Annotated in this window: 19 protein-coding genes and 2 pseudogenes; 9 read left to right on the top strand and 12 right to left on the bottom strand. The window is 64.3% G+C overall.

The window, feature by feature from the left end:
- Window positions 1-17 precede the first annotated feature (17 nt).
- Genes BKK79_RS15735 through BKK79_RS15745 form a run of 3 tightly spaced genes read left to right on the top strand, consistent with a single transcriptional unit; the run spans window position 18 to window position 4,729 of the window.
- A complete protein-coding gene (locus BKK79_RS15735; protein WP_071038017.1) occupies window positions 18-1,844 on the top strand; it encodes an ABC transporter ATP-binding protein in 1,827 nt (608 codons plus the stop codon).
- Complete coding sequence (locus BKK79_RS15740) at window positions 1,841-3,643, top strand: ABC transporter ATP-binding protein (RefSeq protein WP_059441849.1); 1,803 nt, start codon at window positions 1,841-1,843, stop codon at window positions 3,641-3,643. The genes BKK79_RS15735 and BKK79_RS15740 overlap by 4 nt, the downstream gene beginning before the upstream one ends.
- 15 nt (window positions 3,644-3,658) lie before the next feature.
- On the top strand, window positions 3,659-4,729 hold the full coding sequence (locus BKK79_RS15745) for a phosphotransferase family protein (protein ID WP_005797778.1): 1,071 nt from the start codon (window positions 3,659-3,661) through the stop codon (window positions 4,727-4,729).
- Here the strand turns inward: BKK79_RS15745 and BKK79_RS15750 are convergent.
- Window positions 4,673-5,122 carry a TIGR02391 family protein gene (locus BKK79_RS15750; RefSeq protein ID WP_013722008.1) on the bottom strand — a complete coding sequence of 150 codons (450 nt, stop codon included), beginning with the start codon at window positions 5,120-5,122 and terminating at the stop codon, window positions 4,673-4,675. The genes BKK79_RS15745 and BKK79_RS15750 overlap by 57 nt on opposite strands.
- Window positions 5,123-5,248: 126 nt before the next feature.
- Here BKK79_RS15750 and istA point away from each other — a divergent pair, with 126 nt between their 5' ends.
- Window positions 5,249-6,772, top strand: coding sequence for an IS21 family transposase (gene istA / locus BKK79_RS15755; protein WP_005800234.1), 1,524 nt, complete (start codon window positions 5,249-5,251; stop codon window positions 6,770-6,772).
- Window positions 6,762-7,571, top strand: coding sequence for an IS21-like element helper ATPase IstB (gene istB / locus BKK79_RS15760; protein ID WP_005800232.1), 810 nt, complete (start codon window positions 6,762-6,764; stop codon window positions 7,569-7,571). The genes istA and istB overlap by 11 nt, the downstream gene beginning before the upstream one ends.
- Before the next feature lie 172 nt (window positions 7,572-7,743).
- Here istB and BKK79_RS39075 read toward each other — a convergent pair whose 3' ends face one another.
- From BKK79_RS39075 to BKK79_RS15775, 4 genes are read right to left on the bottom strand one after another with little or no spacing between them, the layout of a single operon-like run.
- Complete coding sequence (locus BKK79_RS39075) at window positions 7,744-7,935, bottom strand: recombinase family protein (RefSeq protein ID WP_442873234.1); 192 nt, start codon at window positions 7,933-7,935, stop codon at window positions 7,744-7,746.
- 60 nt (window positions 7,936-7,995) lie between these two features.
- A complete protein-coding gene (locus BKK79_RS15765; RefSeq protein WP_009288528.1) occupies window positions 7,996-9,213 on the bottom strand; it encodes a TniQ family protein in 1,218 nt (405 codons plus the stop codon).
- Window positions 9,210-10,118 carry a TniB family NTP-binding protein gene (locus BKK79_RS15770; protein ID WP_011494285.1) on the bottom strand — a complete coding sequence of 303 codons (909 nt, stop codon included), beginning with the start codon at window positions 10,116-10,118 and terminating at the stop codon, window positions 9,210-9,212. The genes BKK79_RS15765 and BKK79_RS15770 overlap by 4 nt, the downstream gene beginning before the upstream one ends.
- Before the next feature lie 2 nt (window positions 10,119-10,120).
- Window positions 10,121-11,839, bottom strand: coding sequence for a Mu transposase C-terminal domain-containing protein (locus BKK79_RS15775; protein ID WP_013741669.1), 1,719 nt, complete (start codon window positions 11,837-11,839; stop codon window positions 10,121-10,123).
- A 77-nt stretch (window positions 11,840-11,916) separates the two neighbouring features.
- Between BKK79_RS15775 and BKK79_RS15780 the strand changes: the two genes are divergently transcribed.
- The 3 genes and pseudogenes from BKK79_RS15780 to BKK79_RS39080 all read left to right on the top strand — a co-directional run.
- A complete protein-coding gene (locus BKK79_RS15780; RefSeq protein ID WP_071038019.1) occupies window positions 11,917-12,468 on the top strand; it encodes a recombinase family protein in 552 nt (183 codons plus the stop codon).
- Between the two features lie 2 nt (window positions 12,469-12,470).
- A pseudogene (locus BKK79_RS15785) lies at window positions 12,471-12,944 on the top strand (DUF4158 domain-containing protein); the annotation flags it as partial.
- Window positions 12,944-13,321: pseudogene (locus BKK79_RS39080) on the top strand (integrase core domain-containing protein); the annotation flags it as partial. The pseudogenes BKK79_RS15785 and BKK79_RS39080, both read left to right, overlap by 1 nt.
- Here the strand turns inward: BKK79_RS39080 and BKK79_RS15790 are convergent.
- The 5 genes from BKK79_RS15790 to BKK79_RS15810 form a co-directional block, all read right to left on the bottom strand.
- Window positions 13,318-14,313, bottom strand: a complete 996-nt coding sequence (locus tag BKK79_RS15790) for an arsenic resistance protein (RefSeq protein ID WP_071038021.1) — start codon at window positions 14,311-14,313, stop codon at window positions 13,318-13,320. The pseudogene BKK79_RS39080 and the gene BKK79_RS15790 sit on opposite strands and share 4 nt — an antisense overlap.
- Before the next feature lie 225 nt (window positions 14,314-14,538).
- On the bottom strand, window positions 14,539-15,138 hold the full coding sequence (locus tag BKK79_RS15795; RefSeq protein WP_198173286.1) for a thiol:disulfide interchange protein DsbA/DsbL: 600 nt from the start codon (window positions 15,136-15,138) through the stop codon (window positions 14,539-14,541).
- Window positions 15,139-15,208: 70 nt separating this feature from the next.
- Complete coding sequence (locus tag BKK79_RS15800; RefSeq protein WP_232346224.1) at window positions 15,209-15,637, bottom strand: TlpA disulfide reductase family protein; 429 nt, start codon at window positions 15,635-15,637, stop codon at window positions 15,209-15,211.
- A gap of 129 nt (window positions 15,638-15,766) precedes the next feature.
- Window positions 15,767-16,264 carry a signal peptidase II gene (lspA, locus tag BKK79_RS15805; RefSeq protein ID WP_071038022.1) on the bottom strand — a complete coding sequence of 166 codons (498 nt, stop codon included), beginning with the start codon at window positions 16,262-16,264 and terminating at the stop codon, window positions 15,767-15,769.
- Between the two features lie 77 nt (window positions 16,265-16,341).
- On the bottom strand, window positions 16,342-19,263 hold the full coding sequence (locus BKK79_RS15810) for a heavy metal translocating P-type ATPase (protein WP_071038023.1): 2,922 nt from the start codon (window positions 19,261-19,263) through the stop codon (window positions 16,342-16,344).
- Window positions 19,264-19,358: 95 nt separating this feature from the next.
- Here BKK79_RS15810 and cadR point away from each other — a divergent pair, with 95 nt between their 5' ends.
- A complete protein-coding gene (gene cadR / locus BKK79_RS15815; RefSeq protein ID WP_071038024.1) occupies window positions 19,359-19,757 on the top strand; it encodes a Cd(II)/Pb(II)-responsive transcriptional regulator in 399 nt (132 codons plus the stop codon).
- 3 nt (window positions 19,758-19,760) lie between these two features.
- Here cadR and nadE read toward each other — a convergent pair whose 3' ends face one another.
- Together nadE and BKK79_RS15825 are read right to left on the bottom strand one after the other, a co-directional pair.
- Window positions 19,761-20,594 carry an ammonia-dependent NAD(+) synthetase gene (gene nadE / locus BKK79_RS15820; RefSeq protein WP_071038025.1) on the bottom strand — a complete coding sequence of 278 codons (834 nt, stop codon included), beginning with the start codon at window positions 20,592-20,594 and terminating at the stop codon, window positions 19,761-19,763.
- A gap of 9 nt (window positions 20,595-20,603) precedes the next feature.
- Window positions 20,604-21,839 (bottom strand): sterol desaturase family protein, encoded by a 1,236-nt coding sequence (locus tag BKK79_RS15825; RefSeq protein ID WP_071038026.1) that lies wholly within the window; start codon window positions 21,837-21,839, stop codon window positions 20,604-20,606.
- Between the last annotated feature and the right edge of the window lie 41 nt (window positions 21,840-21,880).

The following is a 21,880-nucleotide window of genomic DNA, read 5'->3' on the forward strand; positions in this document are numbered from 1 at the left end:
GCACGCAGGCGACTGACATGGCGCACTACCTCTGGAAACTGCGTCCCTACTATCGGCAGACCGCCGGGCAGCTTGTCCTCGGCTCCCTGGCAGGCGTCGTCATGAACACGGCCGTGGTCCTGCCCGCCGTGTGCCTCGGGCGCGCGATCGACGCCGCGACGCACTTCGCGCAGGGCCAGGCGACGCGCGCGACGCTACTGCAGGCCGTCGCGCTGTTCGCCGCCGCAACCCTGGCCACAGAACTGCCGCGACTGGGCAAGCGCTGGTGGTTGATGACGGCCAACGCGCGCATCCGCGCCAATCTGCGCGCGGATGCCCTGCGCGGGGTGCTCGCCTGGCCGATGGCAAAGCTGACTGCCACGCCTGTTGGCGACACCATGGCGCGCGTCATCGGTGACGTCGAAGTGCTGGGCGTCGGTATCCGCGAGGTGATCGTCGAGACCTGGGACACGCTCCTGTTCTTGATGTCGTTCTTCGTCGCCATGCTGGTGCTGGACTGGTCGTTGACCCTGCAGGCGCTGATTCCCGTGCCCTTCGCGATGGTGCTGGCCTGGGCCGCCGGACGCTTTATTCACCAACGTACGACGGCGGCTCGACAAGCCAACGGCGCGTTGACCGCGGGACTGCAGGAGCAACTGTCCGGCATCCGCGTCGCGAGGCTACTGGGGATGAAGCAGGCCGCACAGACGCGGATCGAGCGGCTCGCAGATGCACAGGCGCACACCAATCTCGCGGTGGCGCGGCCCCGCGCCGGCCTGCCCGCGGTCTACACCACGCTGATGGCGGCCGGCATCGTGCTGGTGTTGTGGCAAGGCGGCGAAAAAGTCATCGCAGGCGCGTGGACGCTGGGGGCGTTCGTGACCTATCTGGACCTTTTTCTGCGCTTCACCGGGCGCGGATTTCGGGTGCCGCAGCTCGTGAACTCGGTGCAAGCAGGCGGCGCAGCCTACGCGCGGCTCGCCCCCTTGCTCGCTGCGGCCCTGCCTGCTCGCGGCGAGCATCGGTTCGCTTCGTTTCGCGCCGGCTACCTGGCCGGAACGACTCCGCGCTCGACTCTCACCGAGCCGGCGTCACGAGTTGAACGCGGGCTCGCCGTATCCCTGCACAACGTGAGCTTCTCTCACGGCAACGCCGACGCCGCCGTCACGGCGCTGAACCAGGTCTCGCTCGAGATTTCGGCAGGCGCGTTCGTAGCAGTGACCGGGCCGGTCGGCTCGGGCAAGAGTGCGCTGGCGAAGGCTCTGCTGGGCCTGTACCCGCTCGCCGGCGGTACCGTTTCCCTGGACGGCGACGCGCCCGCACGACATCGCGGTGACATCGGTTACCTGCCGCAGGAGCCCTTCCTGTTCTCGGGTACGGTGCGCGAGAACATCACCATGGGACGTGAGCAGGCCGACCTCGCCACGATGAGCGCCCTGGAAATCGCCGCGCTTGCGAAGGACGTAGCGGGCTTCGAGCACGGCGTCGATGCCGAGATCGGCGAGCGCGGCATTCGCATTTCCGGCGGTCAGCGGCAGCGCGTCGCACTGGCACGCGCGGCGGCGGCGGGACCTCGGCTGCTGGTGCTGGACGATCCGTTCTCGGCGGTCGACGTCGCGACGGAGGCTCAGATCATTGCCAGCCTGCGCGCGGAGTTCGGCCGCGGGGCGCCGGCCGCGCGACAGGCCACCATCGTCCTGTGCTCGCACCGGCTGGCGGCCTTCCCGCAGGCGGATCTCGTCGTCGTGTTGGATGGAGGACGCATAGTCGAACGAGGCTCTCATGAACAGCTGATGCTGGCGGGCGGCCTGTATGCACGGATCTACGCGGCGCAGGTCGCGATGGCACAGCCGGAGGACGCATGACCGCAACACAGTCACAGCCGGCACCGACAACACGCCGAGGACTCACGACCGCCCAGGTGGGCTCGCTACTGGCGCCGCAGAGACGCCTGCTCGTGGCCATCGCAGCCTGCGTGCTTGCCGGTGCGGCGCTGGAGGTGCTGCCGCCGCTCCTCGTGCGGCAGGCCGTGGACGCCCACTTGGCCGTGGGCCGTGGCGACGGCCTGATGCTGCTGGGCGTGCTCTACCTGCTGGTCGTGGCCGGGCAGCAGGCGTTGGGCTTCGCGTCTGCGTACGGCACCGCGATCGCAGCCCAACGGGCGTTGCGCGACCTGCGCGCGCGCCTGTTTGGCCATCTGCAACGGCTGCCTGCGCGCTACTTCGACACGACCCCGTTGGGTGACACCGTCAGTCGCTGCACCGCAGACATCGACACCATCGACCGCCTGTTCTCGTCGGGCATCGCGAGCCTTGTCGCCGACCTCGTGCGACTGGTCACGATCACGGTGACGATGCTCGTGCTCAGTCCCTCGCTGACGCTGCTCTGCGGACTGGCCGTGCCGCCCCTGCTGTGGTTCACGCGCTGGTTCCAGCTGCGGGTATTGGCCGCTGAACGGGCCAGCCGGGAGGCCGTGGGAAGCGTCAACACGGCACTCGTGGAGACCCTCGGTGGCGCGGAGGTCATTCGTGCTTTCGGACGAACGGGGTTCTTCGAGCACCGCTTTCGTGGCGCTCTGCAGGCCACGCAACACGCCTATCTCGCGGCCACACGCTATTCAACGATCTACACGCCGCTGATGGCCATCCTGGCGTCGCTGATCGTCTGCGGCCTGCTGTGGGCAGGCGCCGAGGGCGCGCTGGCGGGCTGGGGTGTTTCTATCGGCACGCTCACGGCCTTCGTGCTGCTGTTTCGCCGCTTCTTCGCGCCGATAACGACGCTGGGCGAGGAATGGCAGACCGTGCAGAGCGCGCTGTCCGGGGCGGAGCGCGTGTTCCAGGTCTTGGCGCTGCCGGTCGAGGAAACACCGGTCGCCCATTCCGTGCAACAGGCAAGGAGCGAACCGGAGCCGTTGATCCAGTTGAAGGATGTGATCTTCGGCTACGTCGCCGATCGCCTCGTGCTGAACGGCGTCTCCTTGAGCGTTCGCGCAGGCGAGCACGTCGCGCTGGTCGGGCGCACCGGTGCCGGCAAGAGCAGCCTGATGCACCTCGCCGGTGGCCTGTATGCGCCCTGGTCCGGCGAAATTCGCGTGGCGGGCGCGGATCCACGCGCCATGACGGACGAGGAACGCCGTCAGTGCCTGGGCGTCGTGCCGCAGACGCTGCAACTGTTCAGCGGCAGCGTGCTCGACAACCTCACGATGGGCGACGTCCTCGTGACCCGGACTGCTTGCGAAGCGGCAGCCAAGGCAACGGGCGCGCATGCGTTCATCCAGGCACTGCCGCAGGGCTACGACACGCCCCTGGACGCGGGCGAGGCCGGCGCCGCGTTGTCTGCGGGCCAACGGCAATTGCTCGCGCTCACGCGCGCGCTGGTGCGCCAGCCTCGCGTGCTGCTGCTCGACGAAGCGACAGCCGCGATCGACCACGCCAGCGACGCTGCGTTCCGCGCCGCTCTTCGCCGCGACGCGCACGACTCGAGCCGTGCCGTTCTGATCGTGGCGCATCGGCTGTCAACGGCGCTGGAGGCCGATCGCATCATCGTGATCGAGGACGGTCGCATCCTCGAACAAGGCGCGCCGGACGAGTTGATTCGGTGCCGGGGTCGCTTCGCCGCGCTGCTGGCCATGGAGACGGCAGGCTGGGATTGGCATCAACGTTGACGTTGGAGGACAGACATGGGCAAGGACTTCTACATACAACCCGACGCGGCCGACCCGGTGCTCGATCCCGACGCGGTGCTCGCGATCGTGCGCCTGCATGCGGCGGGCGCGAAGGCCGTCAGGGCCGTCGACGAGAGCGGCGGCGAGGCGCGCACCTATGCGATCGACGACGGCCTGATCCTGAAGGTTCAGAGACCACAACAGCTGCGCGCGCGAACGAGCCTGGACAAGGAGCGTTTCCTGTTGGAGCAGCTGGCAGGCCTGGAGGGCGTACGCGTTCCACGAGTCCTTGGTGGGGGCGTCGCCGAACCCGGGATCGAGTACACCTTGATGACGCGCATGCCCGGCGTGCCGATGCACTCGGCAAGGTTCGACGGTGACCTCCGCCGGCGTACGCTGGTTGACCTGGGGCGCATGCTGCGTCGCATTCACGCAATCCCTCAGCAACCCCTGTTCGAGGCGCGCCTGATCCCCGGCGACCACACGGCGGCCGACGTTCGCACACGGTTCGGCGGCCTCTTCGACGACGCCGTCACAGCCGTGGCGCGGGCGGCCCAGCCCTGGCCGTTCGCGCTCGACCCGTTGCAGTTGGCGCGCCTCGCGATGCGCGCCTTGCCGGACGCAGACGCCTGGGTGGCCTTGCACAGCAACCCCGGCCCCGAACACGTCTTCGTCGATCCGCAGACTAGGCAGTTGACTGGCCTCATCGACTTCGGCGATGCGTATTTCAGCCACCCGGCGCTCGATCTGCGCCGATGGCCTCGGCCCATCGATCGGGGCCGCGGTTCACGCCGGGTACTGCAGCGAGGAGAAAACGAGCGAGAGGTTCAACCAGACATGGCGCGTGGCCTGTGTGCTCACCGACATGCTCGCCATCGCACAGAGTCCGGAATGCCGCACTGCAGGGCTCGTCGAGTTGGAAGAACTTGTCGAGCGGTTGCGCTTACGGCTTACGTGATGGCTGTCTTGGCGCCGACCGATCACCCGCGAAAGGGTAGTACCCCCATCCTCTGGAGACACGGGGAGCCGCTACAACGCCGCGGTATTCGCTTTCAGCGTGCGATCCAGCTTGCGGTGAATGAGTGATACCAGTGTCAGGATGTCCAGGGCATCTTGTTCGGACATCGGCCAGTTTGTCTTGGGGGCATGGGCGAGTGGGTTGCGCACGGCGCCGAAGAGGCCCACCAGCAGATGGGCGAAGCCTTTTTGCTCGCTCTTCTCAGATTCGGTGGCGAGCGAACCGAAAACCAGGATCGGGTTTTGCGTCGAAAACGTCCGGCTCACTAACTCGGCGCCATCCATGGTCAGGCCAGACATGGAACGGATGCGCTCGGCGACACCTTTGGTCGACTCGAAGACGGCATGGAAATAGTTTTCATCCAGCAGTTCGGCGCGACAGTAGTTGAGTACTTCAGCATGGACTTTGCGGCTTTCAAGTGCCGACTTCAGCCGGCAGGCGCGCGAGCGCGCGGCGTCCAATGTCGTGGCTGTTGGCGCCGACCGAAAACTGAGCCACTTATGAGGGTTGTGCCGACCCAAAATTGAGCCAGGTGTTCAACCTACTCTGCTGTTTTTTTGTGCAGCAGAGGACGAGGAGTGATCACCATGGACATGATTGGCAGGATCCGGCGTTTGCATGCCCGGAAGAACAAATCGGAGCGCGAGATCTCGCGCATGACGGGGCTGTCGCGCAACACGGTTGCGAAGTGGCTGCACGGCGAGGTGGATGGCCCGCCGAAGTACCGGCGCGGGGAGCAGCCGAACAAGCTCACTGCGTTCCACGAGGCGCTCAGGCAGGCGTTGAAGGCCGACGCCCGGCGGCCCAAGCGCGAGCGTCGCACGGCCAAGGCGCTGTACGCCGAGATCAGGGGCGCTGGCTACGACGGTGGCTACACGCGGGTGACCGACTTCATCCGGGCGTGGCGCCAGGGCGAAGGTCAATCTGCGAGCGCCAACGCCTTCGTGCCGCTGGCCTTCGAGCTCGGCGAAGCCTTCCAGTTCGACTGGAGCGAGGAAGGGCTGGTGGTGGGCGGGATCTACTACCGCATGCAGGTCTCGCACATGAAGCTATGCGCTTCGCGGGCCTTCTGGCTGGTGGCCTATCCGAGCCAAGGCCATGAGATGTTGTTCGATGCCCATACCCGCAGCTTTGCAGCCCTGGGCGGCGTGGCCCGGCGCGGCATCTACGACAACATGAAGACCGCGGTGGACAAGGTCAAGAAGGGTAAGGGCCGGATCGTCAATGAGCGCTTCGCGACCATGTGTGCGCACTACCTGTACGACCCGGACTTCTGCAACGTCGCCAGCGGCTGGGAGAAGGGCGTCGTCGAGAAGAACGTGCAGGACAGCCGCCGGCGCATCTGGATCGACGCGGCCAAGCAGCGCTTCGGCAGCTTCAGCGAACTCAACGCCTGGCTGGGCCAGCGGTGCCGGGCGTTGTGGGACGAGGTGCGCCACCCCGAGCACGAGCAGTTCAGCGTGGCCGAGATGCTCGAACACGAGCGGGCGCATCTGATGCCCATGCCGGCGCCGTTCGATGGCTACGTCGAGAAGCCCGCGCGCGTGTCCAGCACCTGCCTGGTATCGGTGGCGCGCAACCGCTACTCGGTGCCGTGCGAGCTGTTCGGGCAAATGGTCAGCACCAGGCTGTACCCGGGCAGCGTCGTCGTGGTGGCCAACGACCACATCGTCGCGCGCCACGACCGCCTGAGCAACGCCGGCGAGACGCGGTATGACTGGCAGCACTACATCCCGCTGCTGCAGAGGAAGCCCGGCGCGCTGAGGAATGGCGCGCCGTTCGCCGACATGCCCGAGCCGCTGCAGAGGCTGCGCCGTGGGCTGCTGCGCAACCCGGGCGGCGACCGCGTGATGGCGCAGGTGCTGGCCATCGTGCTGAGCGCCGGGCTGGACGCGGTGCTGGTGGCGGTGGAACTGGCGCTGGAGACCGGGCCGCCCGGCAAGGTGAGCGTGGAGCACGTGGTCAACGTGCTGGGGCGCCTGAATGCGGTGCCGATGCCGCAGACGGCTGCGACGCAGCTGAAGGTGAGCACACCGCCGCTGGCCAACACGGCGCGCTACGACAGCCTGCGTGCCGACAACGCCACCGAGGAGGCCGGCCATGACGCGTGACGTGACGGTTGAACTCAAGGCGTTGCGTCTGCATGGCATGGCCGGCGCCTGGGCCGACCTGGTGGAGCAAGGAACGAACGCAGGGGTGGACTCCTCGCGCTGGTTGATCGAGCACTTGCTGCAGGCCGAGGGCACGGATCGCGCCATGCGCTCGGTCAGCCACCAGATGCACGCCGCGAAGTTCCCGGTGCATCGCGACATCGCCGGCTTCGACTTCGAGGTCTCGCCGGTAGATCGCAAGCTTGTGAGCACACTGGCCGCAACCAACTTCACAGACGACGCACACAACGTCGTGTTGGTGGGTGGGCCGGGCACGGGCAAGACGCATCTGGCCACGGCCATCGGCGTATCGGGCATCACCCGGCATGGCAAGCGCGTGCGGTTCTTCTCGACGGTCGACCTGGTCAATGCACTGGAGCAGGAGAAGGCGCAAGGCAAGGCCGGGCGCATTGCATTGAGCTTGCTGCGCATGGACCTCGTCATCCTGGACGAGTTGGGCTACCTGCCGTTCAGCCAGGCCGGCGGGGCGTTGCTGTTCCACCTGCTCAGTCGCCTGTATGAACACACCAGCGTGATGATCACGACCAACCTGGACTTCGCGGAGTGGTCCAGCGTGTTCGGCGACGCGAAGATGACCACCGCGTTGCTGGACCGGCTCACGCACCACTGCCACATCGTGGAGACGGGCAACGAGTCGATCCGCTTCAGCCGCAGTACGGCAGAGGCCAAGAAGCGCATCAAGGCGCGCGAGCAGGCCCGCAAGGGCAGCAAGTCCGAGCTGCCGCAGGACGACTTCTGAAGCGGCGCCGCGCGGGGAAATCCGCTACGGGCTACGCCCTGCGCGGCTTCCCCCGCGCGCTCAACTCAACATCGAGGAGGTCAAAGAGCCAGGACAGACCTACACTTATCCACCGCCGGCCCTCTGAAGGCCGGCCCCCACCCCTGGCTCAATATTCGGTCGGCACGGTGGCTCAGATTTGGATCGGCGCCGACAGTAGTGCCTTCAGACAGCTCGCCAGACCGGGACGATCCTCGCGTTTTCCGGACGCTTGGTCTTCATAGAGATGCGCCGGATCAACACCGGCCGCGACCAGCGCATCGCGCTGCAAGTCCGTCGCCTGGGAGCCATCCGCCTTCGATACTCGCATGTAGCCAATCAGCATCTTGTACCTGTCACATATACGTTCGATTATGTGACAGTTTGCATCGGGAAGCTCTGCACGTCAAAATTTGTCACTTAACCCGTCATTCTGTCTAAGGCATGCAAAGGGTAGGCTAGGCTCATAATGTGACAGAAATTCCGGGGGGATGCCTTCCTTCGCGAAGGTGGCGCGCAACTGTTCCAAGGAAGCGGGGTCGCGCCGACCATAGGAAGCCAACGCGAACAGCGAGCGTGCCGTCTCGGGGTTGTGTCGTGCTTCAATGATGGCCTCATCAATGGCCTGGATTGCACGCTGCCAGTGATCGACGGGTTCGGGCTTCGGCGCTTTCGCCGGCAGGCCACTGGTGAACCCGGTTTGGGGCTCGGACCAGAATAGCTTTGCGTGCTCGCCTGGCGGGCTTATATCCCTCACCTCAATCAAGCTGATTGCCGTTGCCGCCGCCTCCAGCATCTGCAACCGTACTGCCGGGTTCAGGGTTTCATACGGTCGCCACAGACTTTGCCCAGCACGCAGCGGATGCCCGCAGCATTCCCAGATTTGGCGGAGATACCCCGCGTAGGTGCCGCACGTCGAAAGCGGGGTGTTCAGCTCATCGAGCAGCGTGCGTAGCAGCCTAAACCACAATCCGGCGTGGATGCGTCGGCGCGGCAACTCCACGTGGCCGGTCGTCAGTGCCTGCCAGGTACGCTGGTCCATCGCCGCAATCGCGTCGCTGGCAGTGCGCGGTTCGGCGTCGGCGTTCTCCCAGCCGAGAAACCGCCCTGGCACGCCCCAATAGGATTCCAGCCAGCAGCCATGCAGTGGGCAGCTCAGCATCAGGGGCAGCTTCCACGCGAGCAGTACGGCTTGGTTCTCCGGATCGTTCAGGCAGAGCGGACAGGCGCGGTGTATCGGTTGGGTGGGCAGCCAGGCACGCCAGCTCGTGATGGATCGCGTCTTACGGCGGAGTCTCGGCAGCAGTACCGAGAGCTGGAACGCATAGGTTTCCAATGCGGCTGGAATCTGATCATCAAGGCTGTCCAGTAGCCAAGGCACCCAGCCGGCGAAACTCATGCAGCGCAGCCGATCCAGCTCGATACCGCTCCGCTGGGAGAGCATCGCCAGCAGCGCCAGTGGTGGCGCGGTGTCCAGGTCATCAACCTGGCCGTGACCAAGATCGTGCTCCAGCAGCTCGGACACTTCCATGTGATAGCAAAGGGCCACGCGGTTGAGCCACGAAGACAGGGCTTCGGCTTCCCTGGGTGCCGGATGCAGTGGCCAGCGTGGCGCTGGCTTCACATCAGTTCCCGCTCGAATTGCCGCCGCCGCTCGCTGGGACCGGTGTAATCGGCCATGCTGAGCGTGCGGTGGTTGATCGCTTCCTCACTACTCTCCACGGCGGCCACGGCCGCCGCCATCAATAGGTGCGCCAGCTCGCCAATAGTGCCCTCGCTGCGCGTGAGCAGGTAGCGAGCCATGTCCAGCGTGGCAATCGACGAAGGTCGCCGCAGCGGGAGCGAAGCCGCGAAGCTGGCCAGCAGTGAACAGCAATCGTCGTTGGCCTCCCACACCGGCAGCATCATCGGCTCGAAGCGATTTTCCAACTGGTCATCCGAGCGGATGGCCAGGTAGGCGTCGCGTGTGCCCACACCGACCAGCGGGATGCGCAATTCGTTGCCGAGGAAGCGCAGCAGGTTGAGGAATTCCCGGCGGTTGACGCTGTTGCCGGCCAGGACGTTGTGCAGCTCGTCGATCACCAGCAAACGCACACCGAGCTTGCGCAGCAGTGTCAGCGCCAGTTGCTCTATTTCCGGCAGCCGTGGGCGCGGTCGCAATGGTGCTCCCATCGCCGCGAGCAGCGCGACGTAGAAGCGGATCACCGATGGCTCGGACGGCATCTGCACGACCAATACCGGGATGTGCTCCTGGTCGGCGTCGGAGCTGGCCGGGTGGGCGCGGCGGAACTTCTCGACGATCATCGACTTGCCGTTGTTGGTTGGACCGACCAACAGCAGGTTGGGCATGCGTTGTTTGTTTGGCCACGTATACAGGGCTTCCAGCCGGTTCAACGCCTCGACTGCTCGCGGATAGCCGATCCAGCGGTCGGCGCGAAGGCGATGGATGCGCTCGTCCGCCGGGAGACGGGCCAAGCCCTGGGCCGCCGGCAGCAGGTGGGACAGGTCGATGATGGGATATTCGTCCACGGCTACCACTCCTCAATCTGGTCGAACGGTTTGGCAGGTGGCTGGTTGTCCGCCTGCGGGTCTGCCATGTCCGTGTCCGCTGGTGGCGTGGTTTTGACAGGTTGTTCCGTTGACTTGAGATGCTGGCGTCGATCCGCGTCGCGCCGCGCCTTGCGCGTGGCTTTCTGCGCAGTGGTCACGATTTCGCGCATCTGCCCGATCATGCGGAACAGCGCCGACTCATCCACCTGTTCGCGCCCTTGCTGCCGCAATTTCGCCAGCGCCTGCCGTTGTTCCCAGAGGGTGACAGCCGGGTGCGACAAGGTACGGTATGGAATTTCCAGATAGTGCTGCCCCTCCGGCTCCAGCACCCAAATGCGGCTGATGTCGCGTGGGTCGCGCCGGATCAGGAACGCAGGCAGGCGGTCGCGCCGAGCTATCCACGGCTTGAGCGCATCGGCGTAGTAGTGGATGTGGTCGATGACGAAGCCAGTGCGGGTCAGGGTGCGGCGGAGGACGGGCAGGAAATCGACCAGAAAAGCCGTGGTGCGAGTGATGACGGTTGGAACGCCGGTACGCGCGACAGCTTCGGCCCAGCGTGCGGCCGGCGGTTGGAGCAGGCCGTTGTGCACGGAGCCGTGATAGGTGCCAACCGCCAATGCGAGCCAGCGTTCCAGCTCGCGCAGTGTCAGGGCGGCCATCTTCTCGGAGGCGTATTCCCCGCGCTGGTCAGGGTTGGAGAAGGTCGTCCCCGGCAATTCGTCGTGGATCATTTGCATCGCCGTGCCGATGATCCGTTCCACGATGCCGCCATAGTGCGGCTGCCCGAGAGGCCGATAGTCCAACCGGATGCCATGCTGCTCGCAGCCACGGCGTAGCGCCTCGCTCTTGAATTCGGCCGCGTTGTCCAGGTAGAGCAGCGCGGGCTTGCCGCTCATCGGCCAGTCCATTTCCACGTCCAACCTTTCCAACCAAGGGCGCTTGTCGCAACCGGCGTGTGCGAGGCACAGGCCGACCGAGACGGCAGATGGCGCTTCTAACGTGACCACCATGCCAACCACGCAGCGGGTGAACACGTCGATGGCGAGGGTCAGGTACGGACGGCCAATCGGTTGCCGGTCGCGCTCGTCCACCACGATCAGGTCGATGACTGTGTGGTCGATCTGTACCTGCTCCAGCGGTGCGGAGACTGGCGGAGGAACACCGCCAACACCTTGCAGGATGCGGGACGCATCCTGGCCTTCCCGAAGTCGAGTGGTCTTGAGTGGATCAAGGCTGGCGATCCGCAACGCGACCGTGTTGCGCGCCGGCATCCGCAGCTTTTGCAGCTTGCACACCCGCGCAACTTCACGGTGGAACGCCGCCAAGCTGCGCTTCTGCTTGGTCAGGAAGCGCTTTTGCAGTAGCTCGCGGATGATTCGTTCGACCGACTCCGGCAAGCGGCCTTTACCTTTGCCACCGCTCGACTGTCCAAGAGCCAAATCAGTGACCAGCCCCGAACCTTGCCGGGCACGGCGGATCAGGACGTAGACCTGCCGCCGGGACAGACCCAGCGCCTGGGCTGCTGCGTCGGCCGCTTCATGCCCGACCGTCTCCGACTGCGCCAACGGCCCAATGATCTCCGCGCGGCAGCGAGCACGCTCCCATGCCTGTTCTGACAGGGTGGCTACGCCGCGCTCGGCAATCGGTACGGTATCGGTCGCCATGCTCGCCTCGCTTTGGTGCACACGAGTATTGAGCATAGACGAGTTTCGTGCAGAGGAGTCCTGATATCGGGCTGTCAGGAGCCGTATGCACAGCAGGCTTCATGTCTCGTTGATTGGTGCAGTCGTCTTCTGAAAATGACAGCTTCGACCAGAACCCAGAACGGCAGCTCGAACAGATCCAGGTGGATAAAGTGTTCACCGACAAGGCGTCGGGCAAGGACACACGGCGGCCCGAACTGGAACGGCTGCTCGCCTTCGTGCGCGAAGGCGACACGGTCGTGGTGCACAGCATGGATCGTCTGGCGCGCAACCTCGACGACCTGCGCCGCCTGGTGCAGGGCCTCACCCAGCGCGGCGTACGCATCGAGTTCCTTAAGGAGCATTTGACCTTCACCGGCGAGGACTCGCCGATGGCGAACCTGATGCTGTCGGTAATGGGCGCGTTCGCCGAGTTCGAACGCGCCTTGATCCGCGAGCGGCAGCGCGAGGGCATCGCGCTCGCCAAGCAGCGCGGGGCCTACCGTGGCAGGAAGAAATCCCTGTCGTCTGAGCGTATTGCCGAACTGCGCCAACGTGTCGAGGCTGGCGAGCAAAAGACCAAGCTGGCTCGTGAATTCGGAATCAGTCGCGAAACCCTGTATCAATACTTGAGAACGGATCAGTAAATATGCCACGTCGTTCAATCCTGTCCGCCGCCGAGCGCGAAAGCCTGCTGGCGTTGCCGGACACCAAGGATGAGTTGATCCGTCACTACACGTTCAGCGAAACCGACCTCTCCATCATCCGGCAGCGGCGCGGCCCGGCCAACCGGCTGGGCTTCGCCGTGCAGCTCTGTTACCTGCGCTTTCCTGGTGTCATCCTGGGCGTCGATGAGCCGCCGTTTCCGCCCTTGTTGAAACTGGTCGCCGACCAGCTCAAGGTCAGCGTCGAAAGCTGGGACGAATACGGGCAGCGGGAGCAGACCCGGCGCGAGCACCTGGTCGAACTGCAAACGGTGTTCGGCTTCCAGCCCTTTACCATGGGCCACTACCGGCAGGCCGTCCAGTTGCTGACCGAGATGGCCTTGCAGACCGACAAGGGCATCGTGCTGGCCAGCACCTTGATCGAGCACCTGCGGCAGCAGTCGGTCATTCTGCCTGCCTGTATGCAAGGCGGCCTTCAAGTGACACGGAGCTCATTCATCACTCCGACAGGGGCAGTCAGTACGTTTCCATTCGCTACACAGAACGTTTAGAGGAAGCTGGCCTGATGCCTTCGGTGGGTAGCACTGGCGACTCTTATGACAACGCCTTGGCCGAAACCATCAACGGCTTGTACAAAACGGAGGTGATCTACAAACGAGGGCCGTGGAAAACACGGGAATCACTGGAGCTGGCAACCCTGCAATGGGTGCACTGGTTCAACCATGACAGGCTGCTGGAATCCATAGGGCATATACCGCCAGCGGAAGCTGAGGCAAACTACTGGCGGCAAGTTGCCAATACCGTGCAGGCTAACGCCTGCACTTCAACAAACTAGCCTCCACCAAACCCGGTGCGATTCAGTTTCAGTGTTTTTACTCCGAATCTCGGCATGATGCGCACGTAGACTAGTTCGGCGAGCAGTTCAATCAGCGTCTGCGTGACGATCACTGCAGGCAGCACAGGGATCGCCTCGGGAATCGAGAGTGCAAAGGGCAAGACCACCAAGGAGTTCCGGGTGCCGGCGCTGAAGGCGACGGATCGGGCTTGCGCCGTCTCAAGCCGAAACGTTCTTGCGACTGACCAGCCCACCAACGGAGCGACGGCAGCAAAGGCGACGTACAACGGCGTTACGCTAAGGGCAACTTGGAATGCTGGTCCGAGCTGCGGAACAAAAGCGGCAATCACGACGAAAAGCACCAACGCTGTTGCAGGCACCGGCAACACCCCCAACAGCGCCACCGCCTTCGCGCCCTCCGCCTTGCGAGAGGCCCACACTTGAACGAGACCCGCTAGCAGCAGCGGCACTGCGATCAGCCACGCGAACGCGTGGACGAACGGCCCCATCTGCACCAGTCCTTTGGCGTCGTTGCCAAGGAAGAGACCCAGGTAAGCGGGCAGCAGGAGCATTTGAACAATGAGCAGCACGGGCGTCGCTGCGAGCAGTGACTGCGCATCCGCACGGCCAAGGTGGGAGAAAGTAACGACGTAGTCGATGCAGGGCGTCAGCAGCACGAGCAGGATTCCCAGCCGAACAATCGGTTCGTCGGGAGCGAATGTCAACAGCAGCGCCACCACGAGCGGGACGATGACAAAGTTCGCAACGACAAGAGCACCGAGAAAGCGCCCATTGCCGAAAGATCTCTTGAGATCCGCAATGGGGACTTGGAGAAACGTCACAAAAAGCATGAGCGCCAGGGCTGGATTGACCACCTCCTCCCAGCCTGTAGTCGCTGGTGCTGCAGTGATCGCGAAGACCGCAGCCGCAATCACGGTGGCGAAGTAGATCGCAATCTGGCGGCTTTCGAGAGAATCTCGGAGTTGCTGCATACGTTGGTCCGGAATTGCGAGCCAGTGCTGTTCAGGTGAGCAATGAGGCACTCCACGGCCACCCAATCTCTGTCGCCTGCACCTGCCCAAACGGCAGCACGATCAAGGACGAGGCTCAATACAGCGCGTCCACTTCACTAGGGTCAAATTTGTCCAGACACGTTTGCTGGTCGCCTAGGTCCAGCGAGCGTGCGCGTGGCGTCGCCCCAAAGCGGCACACCCTCCTCATCGCGCCTTCTTGGCCAGCGCGATCAGATGGTCGGCGACATCCATCGAGCGTGCGTTCGAGCCGGCTTGGGGACCGGAGGTAAGCCATCTGCCGTCCACGCCGAGCGAAGGCGTGCCTTCGATTTTGTAGCCACCCGCCAATGCGGTTGCCTGCTTGACCTTGCCGGCGACAGCGAACGAGCTCATGGTCTCCACGAGGCGTTTGCCGTCGGCACCGTTCTTCGCGGCGAAGGCCGCGATATCTGCGGGCGTTGCAAGCCGTTGCTTGCCACCGTGGATGGCCTGGAACACCTTCCCATGCAACTGCTCAACAAGGCCCATCGTCTCCAGTGCGAAGTAGAGCTGCTGATGGATCACAAAGTCCTCGCGGAAGGCGACCGGGATGCGGCGGAACAGGACATCCTGCGGCAATTTCTTCAGCCAGGCCTCTAGCGCTGGCTCAAATGCACTGCAGTGCGAACAGCTGTAGGCGAAGAACTCAAGCACCTCGACTTGCTTCGAATCCTTGGTTGGTTGTCGGGGAGACACCACCACATAGTGCTTGCCTGGAACGAACTGCTCCTGGGCCTTCAAGGCGGTATGCACGGTGAGGGTCAATGGGAACGCCAGGCTACAAAAAACGCGTCTTTTGATCATGATTGAAACGGAGCGAAAAAAATGATCCCGCTCAACTTTCGGTGAGCAGCTGGTCGATGATTTGGTGAAGTTCGGCGAAGTCCGGTTTTCCCACAATGCGCTTGACGATCTCCCCTCGCTTGTTCACGAGAAATGATGTGGGGGTGACTCTGACGTCACCCCACGATTTGGCAACCGCTCCAGTGTTGTCGATGGCGACCGGGAACGGCAACTGGCGAGTTTGCGCAAAATTGACAACGTAGGCCGGCGGGTCGTAATTCATGGCCACCGCGATCGTTTCGTAACCGCGGCCATGAAATTTTTCATAGGTAGCCACCAGCATGGGCATCTCGGCCACACAAGTGGTGCAGCTGGTCGCCCAGAAATTGATCAACGCCACTTTGCCTCTGAGGTCGGTAGTGGTTCGTGCCGAACCGTCCAGCAGCGTGAAAGAGCTCTGCGGGGCAAGCGAGGAGTTCATGCAGCCTGCGAGTGACAGTGGGACTGCGAAGAAAGCCAGTCGATTTCGGAGACTCTTCATGTGTACTCCAAGGTTTGTTTGATTGAAATCGAGGGGATGCCCATTTTGAACCTTCAGGGTGCTCTCGGTTCACCTTGACGCTTTCGTTGCAGTAGGCTTCTCCGCACTCAGCAGTGAAACGACCACCAGCGCGATTGCCCCGCCCACGATGGCCATGTCGGCGATGTTGAAGGCCGGCCAGTGCCAGCCGCGCAGATGGAAGTCGAGGTAGTCGACGACCTGCCCGCGCACGGCGCGGTCGAACGCATTACCCAGGGCGCCCCCCAGGATGAGGCTGTACGAAAGGCCTTCCAGTTTCTGCAGCGGGCGGGACAGCAGCCATACCAGCCACGCCGACGCTACGAGGGCGATTGCGAGGAAGAACCATCGCTGCCAGCCGCCGGCGCCAGCGAGGAAGCTGAACGCCGCACCGGGATTGAGAACGTGAACCAGGTTGAAAAAGGACGTGACCTCCCGCGACCACCCCAAGGGAGTCGTCATGTCGATGCCGGTCTTGGCAGCCTGGTCGGCGGCAAATACCACGATCGCGAGTGAGTACCACTGCGCTTTGCTGGGGTTATGGTTCATCTACTTCTTCTCGGGTTGAGGGACCTGGCTCCTGATGCCGGCCTGTTTCGCGCGGGTTCCGGCGCCTGAATGTCAATTCACACTGTCTTGAGTTTCAACAGGCGAAGACCATTGAAGACGACGAGCATGCTCGCTCCCATGTCAGCGAACACCGCCATCCACATCGTGGCATGACCCGTGAACGTCAGCACCAGGAAAACCGCCTTGATGCCCAGGGCCAGCACGATGTTCTGGGTCAAGATCAAGGCGGTGGTGCGCGACAAGCGGATGAACGTCGGAATCTTGCGCAGGTCGTCGTCCATCAGAGCGACGTCGGCCGTTTCAATGGCGGTGTCGGTGCCGGCCGCGCCCATGGCGAAGCCGATATCGGAACGCGCAAGAGCCGGCGAGTCGTTGATGCCATCGCCCACCATACCGACCTGGCCCTCACCACCTAAGAGGCTCTCGATGGTCTTGAGCTTGTCTTCGGGCAGCTGGTCGCCACGGGCCTCGGAGATCCCGACCTGGGCCGCGATGGCGTCGGCCGTGTGCTGGTTGTCCCCGGTGAGCATCAGCGTGCGCACGCCAAGCGCCTGCAAGTCGGCCACGGCTTCACGGCTGGTTTCCTTCACCGTGTCCGCGACAGCGAAGATGCCGAGCACCGTGCTTTCGTCCATCAGCAGGATGGCCGTCTTGCCTTGGCGCTCAAGGGCTTCCAGCCGCGATTGCAACGCGACTTCGCTGAGGCCGAGCTCCTTCGCGAGTCGGTGATTGCCCATCTGCAGCATGCGGCCGGCAATGCGGCCGCGCACGCCGCGCCCGGGCAACGCCGCGAAGTCGTCGACTTCGTGCAGAGCGACGCCGTCGCGGTTCGCCTTGCGGGCGATGGCTTGGGACACCGGATGGTCCGAACGCGCAGCCAAGCTTGCAGCCCACGTAGCAACGTCCTTCGCATCGCCGATCAGTGGCAAAAAGTCGGTCTGCTCGGGCTTGCCGTGGGTGAGCGTGCCGGTCTTGTCCAGGGCCAGGGCCTTGAGCTTGCGCCCGCCCTCCAGGTACACGCCGCCCTTGATCAGGATGCCGCGCCTGGCGGCGGCGGCCAGACCGCTGACGATGGTGACGGGGGTGGAGATCACCAAGGCGCAGGGGCACGCGATCACCAGCAGCACCAGCGCCTTGTAGATCCAGTCGAACCAGGCTCCGCCGAAAGCAAGCGGCGGAACAATGGCGACCAGCACGGCCACCACGAACACGGCCGGGGTGTAAACCCGCGCAAACTGGTCGACGAAGCGCTGCGTGGGCGCGCGGCTGCCCTGCGCGGACTCCACGGCATGGATGATGCGTGCAAGTGTCGAGTCGTTGGCGCCGGCGGTGACCTTGTACTCAAAGGAGCCGGTCTCGTTGATGGTGCCCGCGAACACTTGGTCGCCTTCGGCCTTCTCGACGGGAAGGCTCTCGCCGGTGATGGGGGCCTGATTGATGGCCGAGCGGCCGGCCGTGATCAGGCCGTCCAGTGCGATGCGCTCACCGGGACGCACGCGGACCACCGCGCCCTTGGCGACCTCCTTGGCCGGCAGTTCCGTCCACGAGCCATCGGCCTGCCGCACGGTCGCGGTCTCTGGTGCCAGGTCCATCAGCCCGCGAATGGCATTGCGGGCGCGGTCCAGCGACTTCGCCTCGATCACCTCGGCCAGCGCGAAGAGGAACATGACCATCGCCGCTTCGGGCCAGTGGCCAATGGCCATGCCGCCCGTGACCGCGATGGACATCAGGGCGTTCATGTTCAGGTTGCGGTTCTTCAGCGCGATCCAGCCCTTCTTGTAGGTGCTGAGTCCGCCCGTGAAGATCGAGACCAGAGCCAGTACGATCACCGCCCAGTGGTTCCCATCGTTGACCCAATACACGCTTTCGGCGAGCACAGCCGCGATGCCGGAAACCGCCATTGGCCACCAACTGGTCTTCTGCACGGGCGACTGGGGATCGCGCGGCGCATCGGTCTTTTGCACCTCGGTTTCCAGGCCCAGCGACTCGATGGCTTCGACCGCCTGCTTTATCGAATCAGGCGTGTGCCGGACGGTGAGCGTGCGCTGCATCAGGTTGAAGTCCAGGCCTTGCACACCCGGCATGCCTTGGAGCTTGCCGCGGATCAGGCTTTCTTCGGTCGGGCAGTCCATCTTGGCGATTCGCAGCAGTGTGGTGACCGTCTGGAGGTCCTGTCGCTCGGCCCGCATTCCAATGGAAGCAAGCGCCTTCTCGATCGGCTGCGTCGAGGGCAGCGTGTGCTGCACGCCCAACACCCGCTGCATCAGGTTGAAGTCCAGCCCGGTCACGCCTGGCTCCTTGCCCAAGCGGTCGCGGATCAGCGCTTCCTCCGTCGGACAATCCATGTTCTCGATCCGGTACGTCACGCGCTCCCCGGCCGGCATCGACAACGCCGAGGCGGACGGCTGAGGCTGCTGGGGTTGGGCCACCGGAGATTTGGCCAGCGCCGCAGCTGCCACCGGCCTGCCGGTGCTCGCGGGCTGCTCCTTGGCGTGCATGCCGATTGAGGCCAGGACCTGCTCCATCTGCGCGCGCGCCTGAGCGAGGTGCTTCACCGAGAGGGTGCGCTCGTCCAGGTCGAAGTCCAGGTCCTGAATCCCTTCGAGAGCCCCGAGGTGCGAGCGAATGAGTTTCTCTTCGCTTGGGCAGTCCATGTTCTCGATGCGGTAGGTCGTCAGCACCGCCGCATCACGGACGGCCTGCGCCTTCATGCCGACCGCGTTCAGTGCCTGCGCCAAGGCATCGGCTGCGACCAGACTGTGCGAAACGGTCAGCTTGCGCTGCGGAAGATCGAATTCCAGCCGCTCGACGCCGGGCAGGTCTTCCAGCGTGCGCCGCACCAGTGCTTCTTCGTTGCGGCAGTCCATGTTGCTCACATGGAACACCGTTCTCTCAGTGCTGGCTTGCTTCTTGGCGCAGCCCGCCTGTTGGTCATCGCCGCCCGAGCAGCCGCAAGAATTGGAGGGGTCATTGTTCATAGATCGCTCACTCTTCGTTGGCAGAGGTTTTCCCCACATGCCACCATTGAACAACCTCTAGTTGATATAGAGTCAAGCTTTTGCGGAGAACAACCATGCTGCGGATCGGTGAACTGGCCAAAAGGGCGGACTGCCTGGTGCAGACGGTGCGCTTTTACGAGTCCGAGGGCCTGCTACCCGAGCCCACGCGCAGCGAGGGCAATTTCAGGCTGTATGACGTTCCCCACCTGCAGCGCTTGCTTTTCATCCGCCGTTGCCGTGCCAAGGACATGACGCTGGATGAGATCCGGCAACTGCTGAGCTTCCGAGATCGGCCGGAGCTCGATTGCGGCGAGGTGAATGCGCTGGTGGACTCCCATATCGCCCAGGTGCGGGCCAAGATCAAGGAATTGCGGGCACTGGAGCGTGAGTTGACCGATCTGCGGCGCTCCTGCGACACCGCCCGCACCGCGCGCGAATGCGGCATTCTCAACGGTTTGGCCGAGCCCGCCTGAAGCTCAAGCGCCGCGCTTGGGAACCGGGACGGCAGGCAGCGCCCGCTTGTGGGCCGTGCGGCGGAAGATCTGCACGACGACCTCGGCGCTTGCCAGGTCCACCTCCTTGCCTTCCAGGAAGTCGTCGATCGCGTCGTAGCTGACACCCATCGCTGCTTCATCGGGGCGCAATGGCCGCATGGATTCCAGATCGGCCGTGGGGACCTTGTTCGCCAGTTGCTCGTCGCCTCCGAGCGCCACAGCCAGTGCGCGAACTCGACGCTTGGTGAGACCGCCCAGCGGACTCAGGTCGAACCCGCCATCGCCGAACTTGGTGAAGAAGCCCATGACCGCCTCGGCGGCGTGGTCGGTTCCGACCACCAGACCGCCCGTCGCGCCTGCAACTGCGTACTGCGCGATCATGCGCTGCCGCGCTTTGATGTTGCCGAGCACGAAGTCTTCCTGCCAGTGGTCGTTGAACCTGAGTCCGCTGGCTTGCAACTGCGCAAGCATCGCGTCGGCGGCCGGCTTGATGTCGACGTACAGTGTCTCGTCCGGGTCGATGAAAGATATGGCCCGCTGTGCATCCGCCTGGTCGGCCTGCACCCCATACGGCAACCGCATCGCGATGAAGCGGAGCTGCATCCCCGAAGAGCGCAGCTGCTCTGCCGCGAGTTGGCAAAGGCGCCCTGCCACGCTCGAATCCACACCACCGCTGATCCCAAGCACAAGCGATCCTGCTGCGGCGGCTCGCGCGTACTCCACGAGGAACTGCGTGCGCCTGGCGATCTCCGCTGATGCCTCGAAGTGAGGGTCGACGCCCAGCTCGGCGGCGATGTGGCTTTGTTCTTCCTTCATGGGCGGATGTTATCGGCGCTGAAAAGTGATGGGGTCCAGTTCCGACGGCCACGTGCCGTGCTCCATCACGCCAAAACGACCGGTGCCGACGTTCTGAGGCGGGGTGCGGCCAAGGGCATGGCCCACGGGCGCCAGCGCGAGACGAACGACTTGGGCCAGCACCTCCGAATAATCGCGAGTCCTCCACGCCAGACCCAGCATCGCCGCGTGGCTACGCAGGTGCAGGCCAAGGTAGGGCTGGGACACGATGTGTGCAAGCTCATGCGCACGCCAGGCTGCGCGCAGATCGCCGGCGGCCTCGCGAGAGGCCGCGAGGCCTATCTCGCGCAGGAAAGCGGCGCGGGCGAACACATAGTCGCCGGCGGAAGCGTCTGCCGCCGCCGGCTGGCTGCGGAAAGGGTAGATCAGCTGCGGGCCGTAGTCCATCGGAAAATCCGTTTCCTTCAGGCCCACTTCGTTGGCGCCCAGCTGGTGCTTGGGCAATCGGAAGGTGCCGAAGAGGTGGTCCCAGAACATCCAGAACTCGCCGTAGTTGACCTGGGCGTCCTCGTACTCGCGCTTGTGGTGCCAGCGGTGGACTTCGGCAGCACCGATCACGAAGCGCAGCGGCCCGACCCGGTAGTCGAGGTTGGAGTGCTGGAAGGCCAGGTGTACGGCCAGCAGGCCGAGCCATGCTCCGACGGCCAGTGCCGGTGCCCCCATCAGGACCACGGCGATCAAGCCGGGCGCGGCCATCATCCCGGCATGCAGGGGGTGTCGGCGCTCCCCGTTGAGCCAGTAGAGGCGTTCCGAGCTGTGGTGAATCGCGTGGAACCGCCACAGCCAGGCCACGCGGTGACTCAGCCAGTGAACGCTGTAGAGGCTGAGATCGAGCACCACACCGACGGCGAGGGCCTGCGCCCACAGCGGCCACTGATCCGGCCACCCTGTCCCGGCCGACCACAGAGGCGCCAGGGCAGCAATAACGCCGTGGACGGCGAGGAGCACGACAAGATTGACAACTGTGTGGATCGCGTCGCAAACGCTGTCCCGGTGGTCACGAGCCCAGGCCGCATGAAAGGGCAGCCTCCGCTCCAACAGGGCGACGGAAGCGAGGGCGGCGGCCACCGTCAGCGGCACCGTGGGGAAATACGGCCAGCCGGCCGCGAGCCCACCGAAGAGCACCAGGGCGGTGGCGCCAAGGATCAACTGGTAGCTGCCATACCGGATGACAGTCTCCATGAAGGGGCGGTTTTTCGCACTCATCTTCTTTCCTCACAAAGGTGAATCACACCGGCTTCCGTGGA

Origin of the sequence: Cupriavidus sp. USMAA2-4, assembly GCF_001854305.1 — a bacterium.
Classification (GTDB): Bacteria; Pseudomonadota; Gammaproteobacteria; order Burkholderiales; family Burkholderiaceae; genus Cupriavidus; species Cupriavidus malaysiensis.

What these genes read in the sequence shown, in the direction of transcription:
- BKK79_RS15735 (WP_071038017.1), top strand. Translation starts at nt 18, where the DNA reads ATGGCGCACTACCTCTGGAAACTGCGTCCCTACTATCGGCAGACCGCC.
- BKK79_RS15740 (WP_059441849.1), top strand. Translation starts at nt 1,841, where the DNA reads ATGACCGCAACACAGTCACAGCCGGCACCGACAACACGCCGAGGACTC.
- BKK79_RS15745 (WP_005797778.1), top strand. Translation starts at nt 3,659, where the DNA reads ATGGGCAAGGACTTCTACATACAACCCGACGCGGCCGACCCGGTGCTC.
- istA (WP_005800234.1), top strand. Translation starts at nt 5,249, where the DNA reads ATGGACATGATTGGCAGGATCCGGCGTTTGCATGCCCGGAAGAACAAA.
- istB (WP_005800232.1), top strand. Translation starts at nt 6,762, where the DNA reads ATGACGCGTGACGTGACGGTTGAACTCAAGGCGTTGCGTCTGCATGGC.
- BKK79_RS39075 (WP_442873234.1), bottom strand. Translation starts at nt 7,935, where the DNA reads ATGCTGATTGGCTACATGCGAGTATCGAAGGCGGATGGCTCCCAGGCG.
- BKK79_RS15775 (WP_013741669.1), bottom strand. Translation starts at nt 11,839, where the DNA reads ATGCTCAATACTCGTGTGCACCAAAGCGAGGCGAGCATGGCGACCGAT.
- BKK79_RS15790 (WP_071038021.1), bottom strand. Translation starts at nt 14,313, where the DNA reads ATGCAGCAACTCCGAGATTCTCTCGAAAGCCGCCAGATTGCGATCTAC.
- BKK79_RS15800 (WP_232346224.1), bottom strand. Translation starts at nt 15,637, where the DNA reads ATGAACTCCTCGCTTGCCCCGCAGAGCTCTTTCACGCTGCTGGACGGT.
- lspA (WP_071038022.1), bottom strand. Translation starts at nt 16,264, where the DNA reads ATGAACCATAACCCCAGCAAAGCGCAGTGGTACTCACTCGCGATCGTG.
- BKK79_RS15810 (WP_071038023.1), bottom strand. Translation starts at nt 19,263, where the DNA reads ATGAACAATGACCCCTCCAATTCTTGCGGCTGCTCGGGCGGCGATGAC.
- cadR (WP_071038024.1), top strand. Translation starts at nt 19,359, where the DNA reads ATGCTGCGGATCGGTGAACTGGCCAAAAGGGCGGACTGCCTGGTGCAG.
- nadE (WP_071038025.1), bottom strand. Translation starts at nt 20,594, where the DNA reads ATGAAGGAAGAACAAAGCCACATCGCCGCCGAGCTGGGCGTCGACCCT.
- BKK79_RS15825 (WP_071038026.1), bottom strand. Translation starts at nt 21,839, where the DNA reads ATGAGTGCGAAAAACCGCCCCTTCATGGAGACTGTCATCCGGTATGGC.